Origin of the sequence: Actinomadura sp. 21ATH, from assembly GCF_041951345.1 — a bacterium.
Taxonomy (GTDB): Bacteria; Actinomycetota; Actinomycetes; order Streptosporangiales; family Streptosporangiaceae; genus Spirillospora.
Map to the genome: position 1 here is coordinate 94,041 of NZ_JBGNUR010000019.1, position 19,026 is coordinate 113,066.

Consider the following 19,026-nt stretch of genomic DNA (forward strand, 5'->3'; position numbering starts at 1 on the left):
TCAGATCTGCACGCACACGTTGACGGGTTCGGAGAAGAAGTCCAGGGAGTATTCCCCGCCCTCGCGCCCGATCCCGGATGCCTTCACCCCGCCGAACGGGGTCCGCAGGTCGCGCAGGTTCCAGCAGTTCACCCACACGATCCCGGCCTCGACGCGGGGCGCCACCCGGTGCGCCCGCGACAGGTCGCGGGTCCACACCGTGGCGGCCAGCCCGTACCGGCTGTCGTTGGCGAGCGCCAGGGCCTCCTCCTCGGTGTCGAAGGGGGCGACGTGGCAGACCGGCCCGAAGATCTCCTCGCGGACGGCGCGGGCGGTCTCGGGCAGCCCGGTCAGCACGGTCGGCTGCACGTGGAAGCCGCCGTCGCGGCGGTCGCCGAACTCCGGCGCGCCGCCGCCCGCGACGACCGTGGCGCCCTCCTCGCGGGCCAGCCGGTAGTACGACAGCACCTTGTCGCGGTGCTCGGCCGAGATCATCGGGCCGTACCCGTCGAGAGCGCGCGCCCGCTCGCCGAGCGCGGCGACGAACTCGTCGAAGACGGGCCGCTCGACGTACACCCGCTCGGTGCACAGGCAGATCTGGCCGGAGTGGGTGAACGAGGACCGGGCGGTGCCGTCGACGGCGGCGTCCAGGTCGGCGTCGGCGAACACCAGCGCCGGGTTCTTGCCGCCCAGCTCGAACGAGACGGGGGTGACGTGGTCGGCGGCGTTGCGCATGATGGCCGCGCCGGTCGCCGACTCGCCGGTGAACGCGATGGCGTCCACGCCGGGGTGCCCGGTGAGGAACTCCCCCGCCGCGCCCGCGCCGTGCCCGTGCACCAGGTTGAACGCGCCGGCCGGCAGCCCCGCCTCGTCGATCACCGCGGCCAGCAGGGTGGCGGTGGACGGCGTCTCCTCCGACGGCTTGGCGACCACGGCGTTCCCGGCCGCCAGCGCGGGGGCGACCTTCCAGGTCAGCAGGAGCAGCGGCAGGTTCCACGGGGAGATGATCGCGACGACGCCGAGCGGCCGGCGGACGGTGTAGTTGAGCGCCTGCCCGCCCGCACCGGCGCTCCAGCCGGGGATCCGCGTGGTGTACGACCGCTCGGGGCGCCCGTACAGCAGGTCGGCGTAGGAGCGGAAGTTGCCGATGGCGCGCGGGATGTCGACGGTCGCGGCCAGCTCGCGCGGCTTGCCGGTGTCGCCGGTCTCCGCGTCGACGAACTCGTCGAAGCGGGCCTCGATGCCGTCGGCGATCCGCCGCAGCGCCGCCGCGCGCTCGGTGTCGCCGGTGGCGCCCCAGGCGCCCTCCAGGGCCGCGCGCGCCGCCGCCACGGCCGCGCCGACCGTCTCCCGGGACGCCTCGGGCACCTGCCCGCGCTCGGTCCCGTCGACGGGGTCGACCAGCGGGAACGCCGTCCCGCCGGGCTCGTCCGCGAGGAAGCTCCCGCCAACGTAATGGGCCGGCTTCATGAACCCGTCACCCTCCCCTCCTGCTCGTTTTCCTGCTCGTATCGCTCGTCGTGGAGCCATCATCTGCCCGCACGCTATGCCGGTCCAATACCAGTTGCTTCGCGAGGTATTGCGTTCCGGCTATATCAGCGCGGGATCGGGCGGAAGCGGAATCCGCCGTCCGCGGCGCCGACCGTGCCCCAGCCGAAATGCGCCGGCATGAGCACCGCCCCCTGGTCCGCGATCCAGCCCAGGACCTCGCGCCTGGCCCGCGCGGACGCCGCCCGGTCGACGCAGAAGCGCGAGCAGGTCAGCGGGTGCGCGAACTGGTGCGGGTGGTGGATCAGGTCGCCCGCGATCACCGCCGTGGCGCGGGCGCCGCGCACGATCACGGCCGAGGAGCCCGGGGTGTGCCCGGGCACGGCGCGCACCTCGACCCCTTCGCAGATCCGGTGGCCGTCCTCGACCGCGTCGAGCCGGTCCTCCTCGATCAGCGGCAGGACGCTGTCGGCGTACGACCCGTACAGGAAGCCCGGATCGCGCTCGTGCCCCTCCCGCGCCCAGCGCAGCTCGTCCCCGAGGGCCAGGTACCGCGCCGCGGGGAAGGCCGGCGCCCAGCGCTCGCCGTCCCGGACGGTGTTCCAGCCGACGTGGTCGGCGTGCAGGTGGGTGAGGTGGACGGCGCCGACGTCGGCCGGGGCGAGCCCGGCCGCCGCGAGCGCGGCGGGCAGGGCGCCGGACGCGCGCCCGTTCCAGCCCGGGCGGGAGCGGGCCTTGCCGTCGCCCACGCCCGCGTCGACAAGCACGGCCGTGCCGCCGGTCGTGATCAGGTACGCGCCGAACGTCAGGTCCAGGTCCGCGCCCGGCCCCGGGTCCCCGGCCCCGGCCGCCAGCAGGTCGTCCGGCGCGAACGCCATGCTCGGGATGTCGGCCAGCCAGCTGACCGTGATCCCGCCGAGGTCCATGCTCGGCGGTCCGGTGTCCGTGCCCACGCGCGTCCTTCCTGTCGGTGCTCTCGGCGCTGTGAGCCGAACACTAGGCGGAGGGAGGCATGTCGCACTAATAGCGTTTGCCGGGTCGGCCATGCCCGTACGGGCATAGCGCGTCAGACGGAGCGGATCAGGGCCAGCAGGGCCCGGCTCACCCGCGACTCCGCGTCGGCGAGATCGAGGACCACGTCGAAGTGGTCGCGGTCCGGCACGACCATCAGCTCCGCCGGGTCGCCCCAGTGCGCGGCGAAGCGGCGGGACTGGTCCAGGAAGCCCGTCCCGTCGTGCTCCGCGACCGCGACCACGGCCGGGCACCGGCGCCCCGCCGGGAGCAGCCCCGGGCTGAGCGCCGCCGCGCGCGCGGTGTCGAGGCCGAGCCACTCGTTGACGTACACGCGCTGGAGCGGGCGCAGGTCGAACAGGCCGCTGAACGGCATCGCCGCCTTCACCACGTCGTCCGGGAGGCCGGACTCCGCCTGCCAGCCGCCCGCCATGAGCATGCCGGTCAGGTGGCCGCCGGCCGAGCTGCCGCCGGCGACGATCCGCTCCGGGTCGAGCCCGTGCGCGCGGCCCTCGCGGTGCACCCAGGCGACCGCCGCGCGCACCTGCCGGACGATCTCCTCCAGCGTGGCCTCGGGCGCGAGCGTGTAGTCCGGGACGACCGTGGCGATCCCCTCGCCGGCCAGCATCCGGGCCATGAACGCCGAGTCGCCGCGCGACAGCGCCCGCCAGTAGCCGCCGTGCACGAAGACGAACACCGGGCGGAGCCGTCCCTCCTCGACGCCCCAGACGTCCAGCGCCTCGCCGCTCGCCGCGTCGTAGACGATCCCCGGGCGGCCCGGCAGCCCGGCGACCGCCGCGTCCGACATCGAGCGGTAGCGGGCCATGTGGCGGGCGAAGAGCTCCTCGCCCGCCTTGGCGCGCACGTTGTAGGCGGTGTCGAGTTCGGCGTCGGACAGCTCGTGGCCGGGCCAGTCGTTCAGGTTCATACCGCCGGATGCTCTCACCCCGGACCGGCCGGATCGGCGGACTCGCGCACGTGTCCGTCCGTTCCGCAGATGAGGTAGCGGTCGAAGTCGGCGGCGAACCAGCGGTCGTGGGTGACCGCCAGGACCGTCCCCTCGAAGCCCTCCAGTCCCTGCTGGAGGGCCTCGGCGCTGGCCAGGTCGAGGTTGTCGGTGGGCTCGTCGAGGAGGAGCAGCGTGGCGCCCGACAGCTCCAGCAGCAGGATCTGCAGGCGCGCCTGCTGGCCGCCCGACAGCGTCTCGAACGGGCGCGCCCCGGCCGGTGCCAGCTCGTACCGGGCCAGCGCCGCCATCGCGTCGTTGCGGACGAGCGCGTGCTCGCTCATCACGATCTCGGCCGGGGTGCGCCCGTGCAGGTCGGGCCGGGTGTGCGTCTGGACGAAGTGCCCGGGGACGACGCGCGCGCCGAGCCTGGCCGTCCCCGTGTGCGGGACGGGCTCGCCGGCCAGGAGGCGCAGGAGCGAGGACTTGCCCGTGCCGTTGGAGCCCAGCAGCGCCACGCGCTCGCCGTACCGGATCTCGGTGTCGAACGGCCGCAGCAGCCCGGGCAGCCCGAGCGACTCGCACACCAGCGCCCGCTTGCCCGTGCGGCCGCCGCGCAGGCGCATCCGCACGTTCTGCTCCTTGGGGGCGCCGCGGGGCGGGCCCGCCTCCTCGTACCGTCTCAGCCGCGTGCGGGCCGCCTGGTAGGACGACGCGACCGCGTCGTTGTTGGCGGCGCGCTGGCGCAGCGTGTGGACGAGCCGCTTCAGCCTGGCGTGCTCGTCGTCCCACCGGCGGCGCAGCTCGTGGAGCCGTTCGGTGCGGTCGCGCCTGGCCTGCGCGTAGCCCGCGTAGCCGCCGCCGTGGACCCACACGTCGCCCGACTCCACGGTGACGATCCGGTCGGCGACGTCGGCGAGGAGCCGCCGGTCGTGGGAGACCAGCAGGACGGTCTTGGCGACCGCGTTCAGCCGCTCGGCGAGCCACTCCTTGCCCGCGATGTCGAGGTAGTTGTCGGGCTCGTCCAGCAGCAGCACGCCGTCGGGCCCGCGGAGCAGCGCCTCCAGGACGAGCCGCTTCTGCTCGCCGCCCGACAGGGTCGTGACGGGCCGCTCCCTCACCGCGTCGAAGGGCAGGCCGAGCGCGGCCGTGGCGCAGGTGTCCCAGACGACCTCCATGTCGTAGCCGCCCGCGTCGCCGTAGTCGGCGACGGCCTGCGCGTACGCGAGCTGCGACCGCTCGTCGCCGCCCAGCTCCCGCTCGGCCCGCGCGAGCCGTCCGGCGGCGGCGCGGACCGGCGCGGGCGCCACCGACAGCAGCAGGTCGTGCACGCTCCTCCCGTCCCGCACGCCGCCGATGAACTGCCGCATCACGCCGAGCCCGCCGGTGCCGGCCACCACGCCCCGCGCCGGCCGCAGGTCGCCCGCGACGAGCCTCAGCAGCGTGGTCTTCCCCGCCCCGTTCGGCCCCACCAGCGCGGCCTTGGCGCCCTCCCCGACCCGGAACGACACGTCGTCGAGGAGCACCCGCCCGTCGGGCAGGGCGTAGGTCAGCCGGCTCACCTCGACGTGCCCCATCGCCGCCTCCTCGTACACTGTTCGAGTCACCGGACCAACGTTCCATTACTCGCCCAACGTACTAGACGGCCGTAGGATCCCGCCCATGAGCGTGTGGATGAGACAGGACCGGCCGAGGCGGGGGAACCCGCCGCTGACCCGCGAGCGCATCGTCGAGGCGGCGGTGGCCTTCCTGGACGAGGAGGGGCACGAGCGGCTCACGATGCGGCGGCTCGCCGAGCGGCTGGGCACCGGGGCGACCACGCTCTACTGGCACGTCGACACCAAGGACGACGTGCTCGACCTGGCCCTGGACGCGATCTTCGGGGAGGCGCGCATCCCGGCGGGCGAGGCCGGCTGGCGGGACGACGTCAGGGCGCTGATCGGCGAGTGGCGGGCGGCGATGCTGCGCCATCCGTGGTCGGCGGCGCTGCTCGACCGGCCGCTGCTGGGCCCGAACGTGCTCGCACGGACCGAGTTCATGTACGCCACGCTGGTCCGCGCCGGCTTCCGCGGGCCGCGGCTGACGGCCGCCGCGGCCGGCCTGTCCAACTACGTCATCGGCGCCGCCCTGATGGAAGGGGGCGGGCACACGCGGAAAGCAGCGGACACGGCGGACGCGGCGGACCGGGCCGCCGGGGAGCTGGTGCGGCGGCGCCGCGACCTCTACCCCAACCTCGCCGAGCACGGCCATCCCGGCGGCGAGGACCGGGAGGCCGCGTTCGAGCAGGGCCTGACGTACCTGCTGGACGGGATGGCGCCCTACGTCAGCGGAGGCGGATCTCCTTCAAGGCCGGGGACCGCCTGATGTCGTTCTCGCAGAACGGGGTGCGCACCCAGCGGTTCTGCGAGAAGAGGCGGGTCTGGTCGGCGTAGTGCGGGGAGGTGGGGTCGGCGGACTGGGAGTAGGTGAGCACCGTCCGGACGTCGGGGCAGCGGCCGCGGCCGAACGCGACCACCTGGACGTAGCTGGAGCCGTGCTCGACCTCGGTGTAGCCCGCGCCGGGCGTCCAGGTCGCCTCGATCTTGTTGAGGATGCCCTGCGACTCCGTGCCGCCGCCGATCGGGATCCGCGCGCCGTTGCGGGTCACGTACTGGTGGTCGCCCAGGGGCGCGTCGAGCGGGATGCCGGCGCCCTTGAGCTCGGCGACGGCGTCGGCCAGGGCCGCGCGGACGGCGGGCGAGGCGGTGTTGAGGTCGCGCGGGGTGTTCACCGGGTCGGACGCGTCGAACGGCACGCGCCACAGGTCGGCGGCGCGCGCCGCCCGGCGCCAGTAGCGGTCGAACAGGAGCGCTCCCCTGCTGCCGGTGCCGGCCGTGCGGTCCCAGCGGGCGAGGACGTCGCAGACCTGGCCGAGGTCCATCTCGCGGCACATCGCGGCGGTGTCCGCCGCGGCCAGCTCGCCCGCGTGGTTGCGGTTGGCGAAGACCAGGTCCTGCATGTCCTGGCGGGTGAAGCGGCCCTTCTTCAGCTGGTCCTCGACGGCGACCAGGCCGCTGCGGGTGCGCAGCGAGCGCGTCGTGCGCTCGGTGCCGATGATGCGGTCGAAGCCCTCCAGCGGGCGCTCGGGGTTGGCGAGCCAGTGGCTGTCGTTGGAGTTGGTGACGTAGTCGGGGCGGTCCAGCACCGGGTAGCGGTCCGGGGACAGGATGCCGGGCTGGAGAGCGCCCTTGGCGTGGCCGGGCGTGCAGGACGATGTGGCGCCGTCCAGGATCGCCACGCCCGAGGACGCGAACACGGTCCTGCCGAGCGGGGTGTTGCACGTGCCGGCGAATTCGTTCGTGATGTTCGGGAGCACCTGGATCTGGGCGTAGACGGCCTTGCCGCGCGAGTCGGCGGCCAGGGTGTTGACCCACGGCATGCCCTGCGTGCCCTTGAGCGCGCGGATCGCCTCGTCGGTCGTGCGGGCCTTGCCCAGCTCCAGGGAGGTGTTGGAGATGCGCAGGTTGGCGGCGTTGGGGTCGTTCAGCGCGTACGCGGCCGTCGAGGTCCAGGGCAGCGGCACCGAGCCGAGGGAGGTGACGACCGGGCCGTAGCGGGTGCGCCACTGCGTGCCGGCGACCGGCTTCACCGAGCCGTCGGCCTGCCTGGCGGGGACGGTGATGCGGCGCTGCGTCATCTTCTCCGTGCGGCCGTCCACGAGGTACGAGGTGGGGTCGCCCGGGGCGAGCCGGAGCTGCGTCAGCGAGAACGGGACGCCGGTGGCGACGGTGTGGCTCCAGGCCATCGTGGCGTTGTGCCCGATCGACACCGAGACCGAGCCCAGCAGGGCGCCGCCGCTGACGTCCAGCTTCCCGGGGATGGTCTGGTGCATCTGCCAGAACCGGCGTCCGGTGTGCCAGGGGTAGTGCGGGTTGCCGAGCAGGAGGCCGCGGCCGTTCGCGGTCGCGGCGCGTCCCGCGGCGATCGCGTTGCTGCCCATGTCGGAGCCCGCCGTCATCGCGCGGACCTCGGCCGCGATCCGCCCCGGGTCGGGCGCCGCCTGGGCCGTGCCGGACGGGGGCCGCGCCGCGGCGATCTGGTCGGCCATCCGGCCGGAGCCGCCGAGCATCGCGAGCGCGTAGCCGCGGCGGGTCACGTCCAGCTCGGTGATCGGCCGGACCCACGGGGCGCCCTTGCACGCCGGGTCGGTGATCTTCCCCTCGCGCAGGTACTCGTTGTAGCCCGCCGCCCAGCCGCGGCCCAGGTCGCGCACCTCGCGGCTCGGCCCGTACGGGGCGGGCCGCCGCGCCAGCCGCTCGACGACACCGCTGGCGTTGATCTCGCGGAAGAACACGTCGCTGGCCAGGTTGGTGGTCGCGGACGTGAGCGACTGGTCCGGCGCGGCCTCGGCGCCGAAGTACCGGGAGCGTTCCCCGCGCAGCGTGACCATCCCCTGGGCGAGCAGGCACACGTTGTCGCGGGCGGCCGCGTACCCGGTGCCGAACCCCAGGCCCGCGTAGTCGCGGGCGACGATGTGCGGGATGCCGTACTCGGTGTAGCGGATCGTCGCCGACAGGCCCCTGCCGCCGTGCACGCCCTCGGCGGACGCGGGCGTGGCGGACGCGGTGACGGGCGAGAGCGCGGCGGCCAGCAGGACCGTCACGGTCCCCAGGCGGCGCGGGCCGGTGCGTGGCATGCACACTCCTTGATCACGACGGCCCCGCAAAAGTGGCACAGAACACCCCCGGCGGCAAGAGGCGCGGCTTGGCCGGATGGTGCGCGTCCGGGCGTTGCCCGCCAAGCGGCTCGGTCAGGAGTTGAGGTAGGCGAGGACGGCGAGCACGCGGCGGTGGCCCGAGTCGGACGGCGGCAGGCCGAGCTTGGCGAACACGGCGCCGATGTGCTTGCTCACCGAGCGCTCGGTGATGACGAGCGTGGTGGCGATGGTGGCGTTGTCGAGGCCCTGCGCCATGAGCCCGAGCACCTCGCGCTCGCGCGGGGTGAGGGCGCTGAGCGGGTCGTGCCGGGCCGTCATGAGCTGCGCGACGACCTCCGGGTCCAGCGCGGTGCCGCCGGCGGCGACGCGCTGGAGGGCGTCCAGGAACTCCTCCACCCGGCCCACGCGGTCCTTGAGCAGGTAGCCGATGCCGCCGGCGCCGCCGGCCAGCAGCTCGGCGGCGTAGGTCTCCTCGACGTACTGCGACAGGACGAGCACCGGCAGGCCGGGGATCTCCTTGCGGGCGGCGATGGCGGCGCGCAGCCCCTCGTCGCGGAAGCCGGGCGGGAGGCGCACGTCCAGGACGGCGGCGTCGGGCCGGTGCTCCAGCAGGGCGGGCAGGACGCCGGGGCCGTCCTCGGCGACCGCGGCCACCTCGTGCCCGTCGCCGGTGAGCAGCAGCACCAGGCCCTCGCGCAGCAGCGCGTTGTCCTCGGCGATCACGATCCGCACGGCAGCTCCACTTCGAGCGTCGTTCCCTGTCCGGCGGGGCTGTCGATGCGGGCCGTCCCGTCGAGCGCGGCGACCCGCCGGCGGATCCCGGCCAGGCCGCTGCCCCCGGCGGCGTCGGCGCCGCCCTTGCCATCGTCTCGCACCAGGACGTGCAGGGACGAATCGGAGCGGCGCAGCACGACCTCGGCGCTCGCGGCGCCGCTGTGCCTGGCGATGTTGGTGAGGGCCTCGGCGACGACGAAGTACGCGGCGGCCTCGACGGCGGCGGGCACCCGCGCCTCGGCCTCGCCGGGCAGCTCCAGCCGTACCGGGATGTGCTGGCCCGCCGCGAGCGTGCGGATCGCGCCGGGCAGGCCCCGGTCGGACAGGATCGGCGGGTAGATGCCGCGGATGACGGTGCGGAGCTGGGTGAGCGCGTCCTCGATGCCGTCGCGCGCCTGGAGGAAGAGGGCGCGGGCGGCGTCCGGGTCGGCGTCGAACCGGCGGTCGGCCAGGCCGAGCCGCAGCGCGACGGCGACGAGCTGCGCCTGCGTGCCGTCGTGCAGGTCCCGCTCGATGCGGCGCAGCTCGGCGCCGTGGGCCTCCAGCGCCTCGGCGCGGGTCTCGGTCAGCCGCTCGACCCGCCGGGTGAGGCGGGACCGCCGCGACGGCCCGAGCAGCCACCCGGCCAGCCGGGCCTGGAACCGCGCCAGGTACGGCAGCAGCCAGATCAGGGCGGCGGTGTTGACCGCGGCCTGGAGGAACGGCATCGTCAGCGCCCTGGGCCAGCCGTCCAGGACGACGAGCGCCGACACCGACCCCTCGGGCGCCGCCCACCACCACAGCGGCATCGACAGCGCGAACGCGATGGACGGCCACAGCGCGATCGCCAGCACGCCCATGACGAGCCCGCTGAGCCCGTGCAGCACCATCCACGCGAGGTCGCGCCAGGTGGACGGGTCCCGCAGCAGCCGGACGGCCCGTTCCAGGGTGGGGCCCTCGGCCGCCGGGTACGGTTCGGGGATCTCGCGGCCGAGCGCCCGCCCGGCCCGCCGCCGCTCGATCGCGGCCAGCGTGCGGACCGGCCGCAGCAGCCCGGGCAGCCAGGGCAGCACGACGAACAGCAGCGCGAGCAGGCCCGCGAACGGCAGCGCGAGCAGGCCCAGCATCGAGGGCAGTGCGGTGCGCAGGCCGGCCACCAGGTAGGCGGTGGCGGCGGCGCTGCGTCTGAGTGCTCGGTACATGGTCGCTATGAACCGTAGAGCACCCGGGGACCGGCGCGCGGTGTAGCGGGCTACACCATGCATTGGGGGGCGCGCGCCCATGTGCCGGAGCGCCCGCGAGCCTACGTTCGACCAGGTGAGAGTCGATACGGCCAGGGTGAAGTCCCGGCACGGGGTGTTCGTGGCGCTGGCGTTCGCGGCCATGCTCGCCGGAGCGTGCGGCGTTCTGCTGGAGACGGCGCTGCGGGCGCACGCGCCGACCGGGCGGTACGCGCCGGCGGCGGCCGTGGTGAGCGCCCCGCAGGAGGTGTCGGCGCGGATCGCGTCGGCGGGGTCGGAGCCGGAGACGCGGACCCTGCCGGCCGCGGAGCGGGCGCGGGTGCCGGCCGGCGCGGCCGAGCGGCTGCGCCGGGTCCCGGGCGTGCGGGACGTGGTCGCGGACGTGTCGTTCCCCGTCGCGCCCGTCGGCGGGCGGCCGCTGACCGGCCACAACTGGAGCAGGCTGGCCGGCCTGCGCGCGGGCCGCGTCCCGCGGGCGGCGCACGAGGTCGCGCTGCCCCGCTCCGCCGGCTTCGAGGTGGGGCGATGGGCGCGGCTGCAGGTCGACGGCGCGCCGCGCCCGTACCTGGTGACCGGGCTGGTCTCCTCCGGCGCCTACTTCGCGCAGACCCCCGCCCGCGTGGACGCGCTGCTGGTGTTCGGGACCGGGGTGGACGTGGACGCGCTGCGCGCGGCGGCCCCCGGCCTGAAGGTGTCGACCGGCGCCGCGCGCGGCGACGTGGCGGACCTCGCCGTGCCGGCCGCCCGGCCCGGCCTCGTCGAGATGGCGCTGTCGTTCGGCGGTGCGGCGATCATGACGGCGCTGATCGTGGTCGGCGGGCTGATCGCGCTGTCGATCCGCGAGCGGGCCCGCGAGTTCGCGCTGCTGCGCGCGATCGGCGCGACGTCCGGGCAGGTGCGCGCCGCGATCGTCCGGGAGAGCGCGCGGACGGCGGTCCGGGCCGGCCTGGCCGGCGGGCCGCTGTCGCTGCCGCTCGGCGCCGCGATGCACGCGGCGATGGTCCGCGGCGGGGTGCTGCCCGAGGGCTTCGGGCTGTCGCTGAGCCCGGCGCCCGCGGCCGCGGGCTTCCTGGTCGCGGTGGCGGCGGCGGTCCCGGCCGCGCTGGTGGCGTCGCTGCGGCTGGCGCGGATCCGGCCCGTCCAGGCGCTCGGCGAGTCCGCCGCCGAGCCCGCGGAGCTGCCCCGGTGGCGCCGGATCGCCGGCGTGGCCTTCCTCGTGGTCGGCGTGAACGCGCTGGGCGTCTCCGGACTGACCTCCGGCCCCACCGCGGCCGCGTCCGTCGGCGGCCTGGTCCTCTCGCTGATCGCGGCGACCGCGTTCCTCGGCCCCGTCATCGCGCGCTTCGGCGCCCGCACGCTCGGCGGCGCGGTCCGCCGCCTGGACCCGCGCATGGGCAACCTGGCGGCCCGCGCCGCCGGCGCCGCCGCGATGCGGGCCGGCGCGGTCCTGACGCCGGTGGCGCTGGCGGTGGCGTTCGCGGGGACGCAGCTGTTCGTGCAGTCCACGCTGGCGGACGCGACGCGGGAGCAGGCGCGCGACGCGACGCGGGCCGGCCAGGTGCTGGTCGCGGACGGCACCGGGCTCCCCGCCGAGGCGGCACGGGCCGTACGGGCCGTCCCGGGCGTCACGGCCGCGACCGCGGTGAAGCGGACGACGGTCGTCATGGCGGTCAGCGAGCTGGGCGACAAGCAGCTGCGGTCGGTGCCCGCGCGCGGCGTGAGCCCCGAGGGCCTGGAGCGCACCACCGATCCCGGCGTCGTCGAAGGCCGGCTGGCCGACCTGCGCGGCACGGCCGTCGCGCTCAGCCGCGACGTGGCCGGCGGCACCCGGGTCGGCGCGATCAAGCCGCTCTGGCTCGGCGACGGCACCCGCGTCAGGCCCCGCGTGGTCGCGATCTACGAGCGCGGCCTCGGCCTCGGCGACGTGCTGCTGCCGCGCGACCTGGTCGCCGCGCACGCCACGTCCCCGCTGGACGACCACGTCCTGGTCGCGGGCGGCGCCGACCTGCGGCCGGTCGCGGCCCGCTACGCCGGTGCCCGCGCGCTGCCCGCGGCGGCGCTGGACGGGCGGCTGTCGCAGGAGCTGCGGATGCAGGGCTTCATGAGCCGCGTCGCCGTCGCCGCCATCGCCGGCTTCATCGTCATCGGCCTGGTCACCACGCTCGCGCTGGCGACGTCCGGGCGCGGCCGGGAGCTGGCGCTGCTGCGGCTGGCGGGCGCCACCCGGCGCCAGGTCCTGCGCGCGGTGCGGCTGGAGACCGCGATCGTCCTCGGCACCGGCCTGGCGGCCGGGACGCTCATCGCCGCCGTGACGCTGGCGGCGTTCGCGGCGGTCGTGACCGGGCTCCCGCTGCCGTCCGTGTCCCCCGTCCCGACGGCGCTGATCGTGCTGTTCATCGCGGGCTCGGGCACCGCCGCCACCATGCTCCCCGCGCGCGTGCTGCTGTGCCGGGGCCGTCCCACCCTCAACTGAACCGAAGACCGAAGGGAACCTCATGGACAACGGCAAGCGCTGGAGCCTGTTCACCCTCCTGCTCCTGGTCAACGTCACGTTCAGCGTGCTGGCGAACGGCACCTGGTACCAGATCGTGATCGGCGCGCTGACCGGCGCCGGGATGCTGGCCCTGGCGGTCGAGTACCTGGTGCGGCGGCGCCGCGACGGCTGATCCGCGGGCGGCGGCCCCAACGAACCCGGCAGGACGTTCCCCCCGGCCGGGCCGTCGCCGTTAACATCTCCGGAGTGCCAAGATCCCTGTTGGCATGATCTGTACCGGAAACGGCGGGAGATGGACGATCTAGAGCTCCGGCACGGCCTGCCGGGCCACCTTCCTCAGCTGTTCGCCGACGGCGCCGCCGAGCGGACGCTGTCGGCCGAGCTGCCCGACGGGGACGTGGTGTGGCCGGACCCCGGCTATCCGCAGCACCAGGTGGTGCGCAGGCCCGCGTTCTGGGTCAGCGACGACCCGGTCGGCGGGGACCTGTGGGCCCGGTTGCGGGCCGAGCATCCGCGGTCCGGGCTGTGGCCGCTGCTGCTGGACGAGTCCGACCAGCCGTGGGCCGCCGGGCAGGTGGCGCCCGAGCCGGTCGCCGACGTCGCCAACTACGCGCCCGGCGCGTTCATGTACGAGGTGTGGGCCGACTGGTCGGAGCAGGCGTCCGAGGACGACATCGACGACCTGGCGCCGTTCGGGCTGCACTGCCCGGGCCCCGCGGCGCCCGGCGCGCCGATGCACGACCCGGACGCGCTGGCCGACCGGCACGCGGGGGTGCTCGCCCGCCGCGGCCTGTCGCTGGGCCTGGCGGCCGTGGAGCGCGGCGCCGACGCGCTGGCGGCGATGGGCTGGCAGGGCGCGCTCAACCACAACGAGTGGGCCGCCCCGCTCGCCGCGGTCGTGCGGGGCTGGGAGGACCGCTTCGGGGCGCGCGTCATCGGCCTGGGCTTCAACACCCTGGAGCTGAGCGTCGCCGCTCCCCCGCTGACCACCCGGCACGCGGTCCACGTCGCGGCCGAGCACTGGACGTTCTGCCCCGACATCCTGTTCCAGGGCCCCGGCACGCTCGCCGGCTACGCCGAGGAGATCCGCGGCAAGACGTCGTGGTCCTTCTGGTGGGACTGACCGCCCCGGGCTACCGGGTCCGGGTGGCGTTCATTCGTCGCCGTGTCTAATATTCGGCGAAAGATCGGCGGCGAGCCCCTCCTCGCCTCCACCGGGCACGCTGAGTCAGGACGGAGGCCTGGGTGCGTACGCGCGGGCGGGTGCTTTCGGGGGTCATCGGGGTCGCCGTGGCCGTCACGCTGGTCACCGACGTGGTGATCGTGGCGACGGGACGGCTGGACGGCCGCGAGGCGAAGGGCGGGGAGCGGCTGGTGTCGGTCGCCGGGGGCGCGGCGCCCCAGGCGCCGGTGGTGGCGCCCCTCACCAAGCGCTATACGCCCCATCTCCTCATCGCCGGTACCGGGACCATCCCCCCGGCGGCCGTGGAGCGCACGAGGCGCCTCAAGGGCGTCACGGGCGTCACCGTCGTGGACGCGGCGCGCGCCCAGGTCGGCGACCGCCGGATGGGGCTGCTGGGCGTGGACCCCTCGTCGTTCCGCGCGTTCGCCCCGGCGCAGTCGGCCGAGTCCGACCAGCTGTGGCAGACCGTCGCGACCGGCGGCCTCGCGGTGTCGTTCACGATGAGCCAGGACGGCTCGCTGCCGCTCGGCGGCGTGGTGCGGGCCGGGCGCAGCGACCGGCCGGGGCAGGTGCGGGTGGGCGCGTACGCGGCGATGGGCATCGGCGACGTGGACGCCGTCGTGTCCCGCAAGAAGGCGCGCGCGCTCGGGATGCCGCAGGGGAACGCCCTGGTGGTCAGCGCCCCGAAGGCGAACGCCGGGGCGCTGCAGAAGAAGCTCCAGAAGATCCTGCCGAAGGGCACCAGGATCGCCCGGCTGAACGCCGCGGCCACCACCCCCGCGCAGAACAAGGCGCGCCGGCAGCCCCGCGTCACCGGGCGGCCGGACGGGGTACGGTCGGCGCGCTCGCCGATCACCGGCAACATGATGACCGCGACCATGCGCACGCTGGTGCTGGAGATCGACTCGATGTTCGGGCCGTTCCCGACCATCGGCTGCTTCCGCAGCGGCGCGGACGCGCAGGACCACGGGGTCGGCCGGGCGTGCGACTTCATGGAGAGCGGCGGCGGCCGGATGCCGAGCGCGGGCGCCATGCGGCACGGCGACCAGGTGGCGCAGTACGCGATCAGCAACGCCCGCCGGCTGGGCGTCTCGTACGTGATCTGGAAGCAGCACATCTGGAACGTGCGCGGCGGCGGCTGGCGGCCGATGGCCGACCGGGGCAGCATCACCCAGAACCACTACGACCACGTGCACATCTCGGTGCTGCGCTAGGCCGCGCCGGCCCGCCCCCGGGCTACGGCAGCTCCTGCTCGCACCAGACGGCCTTGCCGCCCGCGGTGCGGCGCACGCCCCAGCGCCGGGCGAGCCGGCCGACCACGTGCAGGCCGCGGCCCGTCTCGGCGAGGTCGTCGCCCTCGTCGTGCCGGATGCGGGGGCGGCCGTCGGAGGAGTCGTAGACCTCGCACACCAGGCCGCCCTCGCGCACCAGCCGCACGGTGACGCGGCCGTCGGCGTGGTTGAGGGCGTTGGTGACCAGCTCGGAGGCCAGCAGCTCGGTGGACGGCGACAGCTCCGCCAGCCCCCAGTCCTTGAGCCGGCCGCGGATCAGGCCGCGGGCGCGGCGGACGGCGGCGGGGTGGGCGGGCAGCTCCCAGGTGACGTGGTCGTCGGCCGGGATGCGCCGCAGCCGCGCCACCAGCATCGCGATGTCGTCGCGGTGCTGGTCGTCGAAGACGCCGTCCAGGGTGGCCTGGCAGAGCTCCTCCAGCGGCCGGGCCGCGGCGCCCCGCGCGAACGTGCGGCGCAGCCGGGCGAGGCCGTCGTCGATGTCGCGGGCGCGGTTCTCCACGAGGCCGTCGGTGTAGAGGAACAGCAGCGTGCCGTCCTCCACCGTGAACTCGCGGGTGACGACCGGGCCGTCGCCCACGCCCAGCGGCGGCGCGGGCGGCACGTCCAGGAAGGCGGCGTCGGCGTCGGGCGGGGCCAGCAGCGGCGGCAGGTGCCCGGCGCTGGCGACCTCGCAGCGCCCGCTGACGGCGTCGTACACGACGTACGCGCAGGTCGCGAAGTGCGGCTCGCGCTCGCCGAGCGTCTGCATCAGCGAGTCGAGCCGTTCCAGCGCCTCGGCGGGCGGCAGCTCCAGCTGGGCGAGCGTGTGGATGGCGGTGCGCAGCCGCCCCATCGTGACCGCGGCGCGGACGCCGTGCCCGGCGACGTCGCCGACCACCAGCGCGACCCGGCCGCCGGGCAGCGCGATCGACTCGTACCAGTCGCCGCCGACCTCGATCAGCCGGCTGCCCGGCAGGTAGCGGTGGTGGACCTCGACCGAGGACGGCGCGGACAGGTCGGTGGGCAGCATGGCGCGCTGGAGGGTGAGCGCGGTGGCGCGCTCCCGCCCGTACCGGCGGGCGCTCTCGATGAAGATCGCCGCCCGGCTGGCGAACTCCATCCCGATCTCGATGTCGTAGGCGTCGAACGGGCGGTGCGCCACGTTGCGGGTGCAGACGAAGAAGCCGAGCATCGCGCCGTCGGCGAAGATCGGCAGGATCAGCATCGAGGCGCCCTTGAGCAGGTCGGCCACCGGCGGCCGGCGCCAGTTCTCGGCGATCCGGGCGGCGCCCTCGCCGCCGAGGCCGACCAGCACGGGGGCGCCGGTCTCCATGCACCGCACGTACGGCGTGCCGGCGGGGTAGGTGAACACCTCGCCGGTGGGGAACGTGGCGTCCCAGGACTGGTCGCCGTCGTCGGAGGCCACCGCCATCCGGCGCAGCGCGGGCGATCCCTCGTCGTCCTGCGGCTGCGGCGGCGGCTCGTCGGCGTCGACGAGGCTCTCCAGCATCAGCAGGCCGCCGGAGTTGCAGAAGTGCGGGACCAGGACGCTCATCAGGCCGCGCGCCAGCAGCTCCAGGTCCAGGGTGGCGCCCAGCCGCGGCAGCGAGTCCTCCAGCAGGGCGCGGCGGATGACGGCCGGGTCCAGGAACCGGTCGGCGAGCGGGACCGGGACGCGGATGACCGCCAGCGCGGCCAGGTCGGGCGTGCTCCCGCTCATCGGGTGCACGGTGACGACCGCGTCGTAGCTCGCGCCCTGCCAGGTCTCGACGGTCAGCATGGTGGTGCGCTCGCGCTCGAACCGCAGGGCCTCGTCCAGCGGATCCTGCGCGCCGCTGATCACCTCGCCCAGGCGCGCGCCCAGCAGGTCCTCGGGATTCTCGGCCAGCACGGCCGCGGCGTTGCGGTCGAACTGCAGGATTTTGCCCGACGCATCCATGCCGAGAATGAGAATTCGGGTGGACGACTGCATCGCTCAATTATGGGACATTGCGCGTGTCTTCGAGACAGATCGGCAAAGTATGAGCATCCGCCGCGATGTTCCTCCAGTACACGGCACCGGAATGCACCGTTCCACTGGATATTCGGCGCGGTTATGGCCAATCGCCGGCGATCAGCGCCCGCCCGGGCGCGGCAGCACCCGGGCGGCGCGGGCGAGCTTGTCGGGATTGCGGACGATGTGCAGCGCGGTGACGCGGCCGTCCGCGATGTGCGGCGCGAACACCGAGTACAGCGCGCCGTCCCGCCAGAAGGCCAGCGCGGGGCTCCCGTTCACGTCCTCGATCGCGATCTCGTAGTCGCCGATGTCGCGCGCCAGGCCGAGCACGAACCGCAGCACCCGCTCGCGGCCGGTGACCGGGCGGCGCGCCGCGGTCGCCTTGCCGCCGCCGTCCGCCCAGGCGGTGACGTCGGCGGCCAGCAGTTCCTCCAGGGCCGCCACGTCGCCGCGCGTCGCGGCGTCCAGGAAGCGCTCGACCAGTCGCCGCCAGCGCGCGGTGCCGGGCTCGAAGCGGCGCTCGGCGGTGCCGAGCCGCTGCCGGGCGCGGCGGTGCAGCTGGCGGCTGGCGGCCTCGCCGACGCCCAGCACGCCCGCGATCTCGCGGTGCGGGTAGCCGAACGCCTCGCGCAGCACGAACACGGCCCGCTCGGCCGGGGTGAGCGACTCCATCAGCGTCAGCAGCGCCAGCGACACCGACTCGCGCTGCTGGACGGTCTCCAGCGGCCCGAGCGCGGCGGCACCGGCCGGGACCGGCTCGGGGAGCCACGTCCCCGGGTACGCCTCGCGCCGGGCCCGCGCCGAGGTCAGCCGGGTCAGGCACAGGTTGGTGACGGCCTTGGCCAGCCACGGCCCGGGGGCCTCGATCGCCGCCCGGTCGGCGCGCTCCCAGCGCAGGAAGGCGTCCTGCACGGCGTCCTCGGCCTCCTGCACCTCGCCGAGCATGCGGTACGCGATCCCGGTCAGCCGCGGCCGGTGCTCCTCGAACGCGGCGGCCTCGGCGGCGCGCATGGCCCGGTGCCCCACGGCACTGCCCGCTTCCATGGCCTCATCGAACCACGGGTCACCCCACCACGGGCCGTCGAACCACGGCCATCGAGGTCACGGCCTCCCGAAGACCTGCGGGGGCGGCACCGGCGCCTCGAACTCCTCGCCGTCGCGCAGCGGCGCGGCGCCGCCGCAGAACCCGCCCAGCTCGTCGCCCGACATCAGCCGCGCCCGGACGATGCCGCCCGCCGCGCGGCGGGTCAGCTCGCCCACCGGCAGCGGCTCGCCGGACGCGGCCACGATGAGGTTGCCGAACCGCCGCCCGCGCAGCACGCCCGGCTCGCCGAGCAGCAGCGTGTGCCGGAACACCGAGCGGACGGTCGCGACCACCCGCCGCGCGTACGCCAGCCGGAACCCGTCGGCCACGTTCATCAGGTAGACGCCGCCGGGGCGCAGCACCCGCGCCGCCTCCAGCGCGAACTCGCGGGTGGCCAGCTCGACCGGCATCGACGCCTCGGCGAACGCGTCCATCACCAGCAGGTCGTCGGCGCCGTCGGCCAGCGCGGCGGTGCCGGCCCGGCCGTCGGTGATCCGGATCTTGAGCCCGGGGACGTCCTTGACCGGCAGCCGCTCGCGGACGAGCCGGACCAGCGCGGCGTCCGGCTCGAACACCACCTGCCGCGAGCCCGGCCGGGTCGCCGCGACGTAGCGCGGCAGCGTGCAGCCGGCGCCGCCGATGTGGGCGGCGTCGAGCGCGGCGCCGGGCGGGGTCATGCAGTCCACGACGTCGCCCATCAGCCGGATGTACTCGAAGTCGAGGTACGTCGGGTCGGCGAGGTCCACGTACGACTGCGGGACGCCGCCCACCATGAGCACCCAGCCGCCGTCCCGGTCGGCGTCGCGCAGCAGCTCGGCCTCGCCGCCCGCCACCGCGTGCCGGTCCGGTCCCGGCCGGTCCCGCCTCGACTTGCGCGCCATGAT

15 protein-coding genes are annotated in these 19,026 nt (G+C 75.4%); 5 read left to right on the top strand and 10 right to left on the bottom strand.

Annotation, left to right across the window (positions count from 1 at the left end; genetic code table 11):
- The 4 genes from ACA361_RS35700 to ACA361_RS35715 all read right to left on the bottom strand — a co-directional run bounded on the left by ACA361_RS35700 (position 1) and on the right by ACA361_RS35715 (position 5,001).
- On the bottom strand, positions 1-1,449 hold the full coding sequence (locus ACA361_RS35700; protein ID WP_375019507.1) for a 2-hydroxymuconic semialdehyde dehydrogenase: 1,449 nt from the start codon (positions 1,447-1,449) through the stop codon (positions 1-3).
- Positions 1,450-1,574: 125 nt separating this feature from the next.
- Entirely contained in the window at positions 1,575-2,420 is an 846-nt protein-coding gene (locus tag ACA361_RS35705) for an MBL fold metallo-hydrolase (RefSeq protein WP_375019508.1), read from the bottom strand.
- A 113-nt stretch (positions 2,421-2,533) separates the two neighbouring features.
- Entirely contained in the window at positions 2,534-3,406 is an 873-nt protein-coding gene (locus tag ACA361_RS35710) for an alpha/beta hydrolase (protein WP_375019509.1), read from the bottom strand.
- 14 nt (positions 3,407-3,420) lie between these two features.
- On the bottom strand, positions 3,421-5,001 hold the full coding sequence (locus ACA361_RS35715) for an ABC-F family ATP-binding cassette domain-containing protein (RefSeq protein ID WP_375019572.1): 1,581 nt from the start codon (positions 4,999-5,001) through the stop codon (positions 3,421-3,423).
- Positions 5,002-5,086: 85 nt separating this feature from the next.
- Between ACA361_RS35715 and ACA361_RS35720 the strand changes: the two genes are divergently transcribed.
- The gene (locus ACA361_RS35720) at positions 5,087-5,788 is read left to right on the top strand and encodes a TetR/AcrR family transcriptional regulator (protein WP_375019510.1); all 702 of its coding nucleotides are present in this window, start codon (positions 5,087-5,089) and stop codon (positions 5,786-5,788) included.
- Here the strand turns inward: ACA361_RS35720 and ACA361_RS35725 are convergent.
- The 3 genes from ACA361_RS35725 to ACA361_RS35735 all read right to left on the bottom strand — a co-directional run bounded on the left by ACA361_RS35725 (position 5,748) and on the right by ACA361_RS35735 (position 10,075).
- Positions 5,748-8,099 (bottom strand): penicillin acylase family protein, encoded by a 2,352-nt coding sequence (locus tag ACA361_RS35725; protein ID WP_375019511.1) that lies wholly within the window; start codon positions 8,097-8,099, stop codon positions 5,748-5,750. The two genes, ACA361_RS35720 and ACA361_RS35725, sit on opposite strands and share 41 nt — an antisense overlap.
- Before the next feature lie 114 nt (positions 8,100-8,213).
- On the bottom strand, positions 8,214-8,852 hold the full coding sequence (locus ACA361_RS35730; RefSeq protein WP_375019512.1) for a LuxR C-terminal-related transcriptional regulator: 639 nt from the start codon (positions 8,850-8,852) through the stop codon (positions 8,214-8,216).
- Positions 8,840-10,075, bottom strand: coding sequence for a sensor histidine kinase (locus ACA361_RS35735; RefSeq protein WP_375019513.1), 1,236 nt, complete (start codon positions 10,073-10,075; stop codon positions 8,840-8,842). The genes ACA361_RS35730 and ACA361_RS35735 overlap by 13 nt, the downstream gene beginning before the upstream one ends.
- Positions 10,076-10,190: 115 nt before the next feature.
- Between ACA361_RS35735 and ACA361_RS35740 the strand changes: the two genes are divergently transcribed.
- The 4 genes from ACA361_RS35740 to ACA361_RS35755 all read left to right on the top strand — a co-directional run bounded on the left by ACA361_RS35740 (position 10,191) and on the right by ACA361_RS35755 (position 15,005).
- Entirely contained in the window at positions 10,191-12,587 is a 2,397-nt protein-coding gene (locus ACA361_RS35740) for an FtsX-like permease family protein (protein WP_375019514.1), read from the top strand.
- A gap of 22 nt (positions 12,588-12,609) precedes the next feature.
- Positions 12,610-12,780, top strand: coding sequence for a hypothetical protein (locus ACA361_RS35745; protein WP_375019515.1), 171 nt, complete (start codon positions 12,610-12,612; stop codon positions 12,778-12,780).
- Positions 12,781-12,900: 120 nt separating this feature from the next.
- A complete protein-coding gene (locus ACA361_RS35750; protein WP_375019516.1) occupies positions 12,901-13,731 on the top strand; it encodes a DUF4253 domain-containing protein in 831 nt (276 codons plus the stop codon).
- A 140-nt stretch (positions 13,732-13,871) separates the two neighbouring features.
- The gene (locus tag ACA361_RS35755; protein WP_375019517.1) at positions 13,872-15,005 is read left to right on the top strand and encodes a hypothetical protein; all 1,134 of its coding nucleotides are present in this window, start codon (positions 13,872-13,874) and stop codon (positions 15,003-15,005) included.
- Between the two features lie 22 nt (positions 15,006-15,027).
- Here the strand turns inward: ACA361_RS35755 and ACA361_RS35760 are convergent, their stop codons facing one another.
- The 3 genes from ACA361_RS35760 to ACA361_RS35770 all read right to left on the bottom strand — a co-directional run bounded on the left by ACA361_RS35760 (position 15,028) and on the right by ACA361_RS35770 (position 19,023).
- Positions 15,028-17,001, bottom strand: a complete 1,974-nt coding sequence (locus ACA361_RS35760; protein WP_375019518.1) for a SpoIIE family protein phosphatase — start codon at positions 16,999-17,001, stop codon at positions 15,028-15,030.
- 174 nt (positions 17,002-17,175) lie between these two features.
- The gene (locus ACA361_RS35765; RefSeq protein ID WP_375019519.1) at positions 17,176-18,102 is read right to left on the bottom strand and encodes an RNA polymerase sigma-70 factor; all 927 of its coding nucleotides are present in this window, start codon (positions 18,100-18,102) and stop codon (positions 17,176-17,178) included.
- A 57-nt stretch (positions 18,103-18,159) separates the two neighbouring features.
- Positions 18,160-19,023: a spermidine synthase gene (locus ACA361_RS35770; RefSeq protein ID WP_375019520.1), complete on the bottom strand. Its 864-nt coding sequence runs from the start codon at positions 19,021-19,023 to the stop codon at positions 18,160-18,162.
- Between the last annotated feature and the right edge of the window lie 3 nt (positions 19,024-19,026).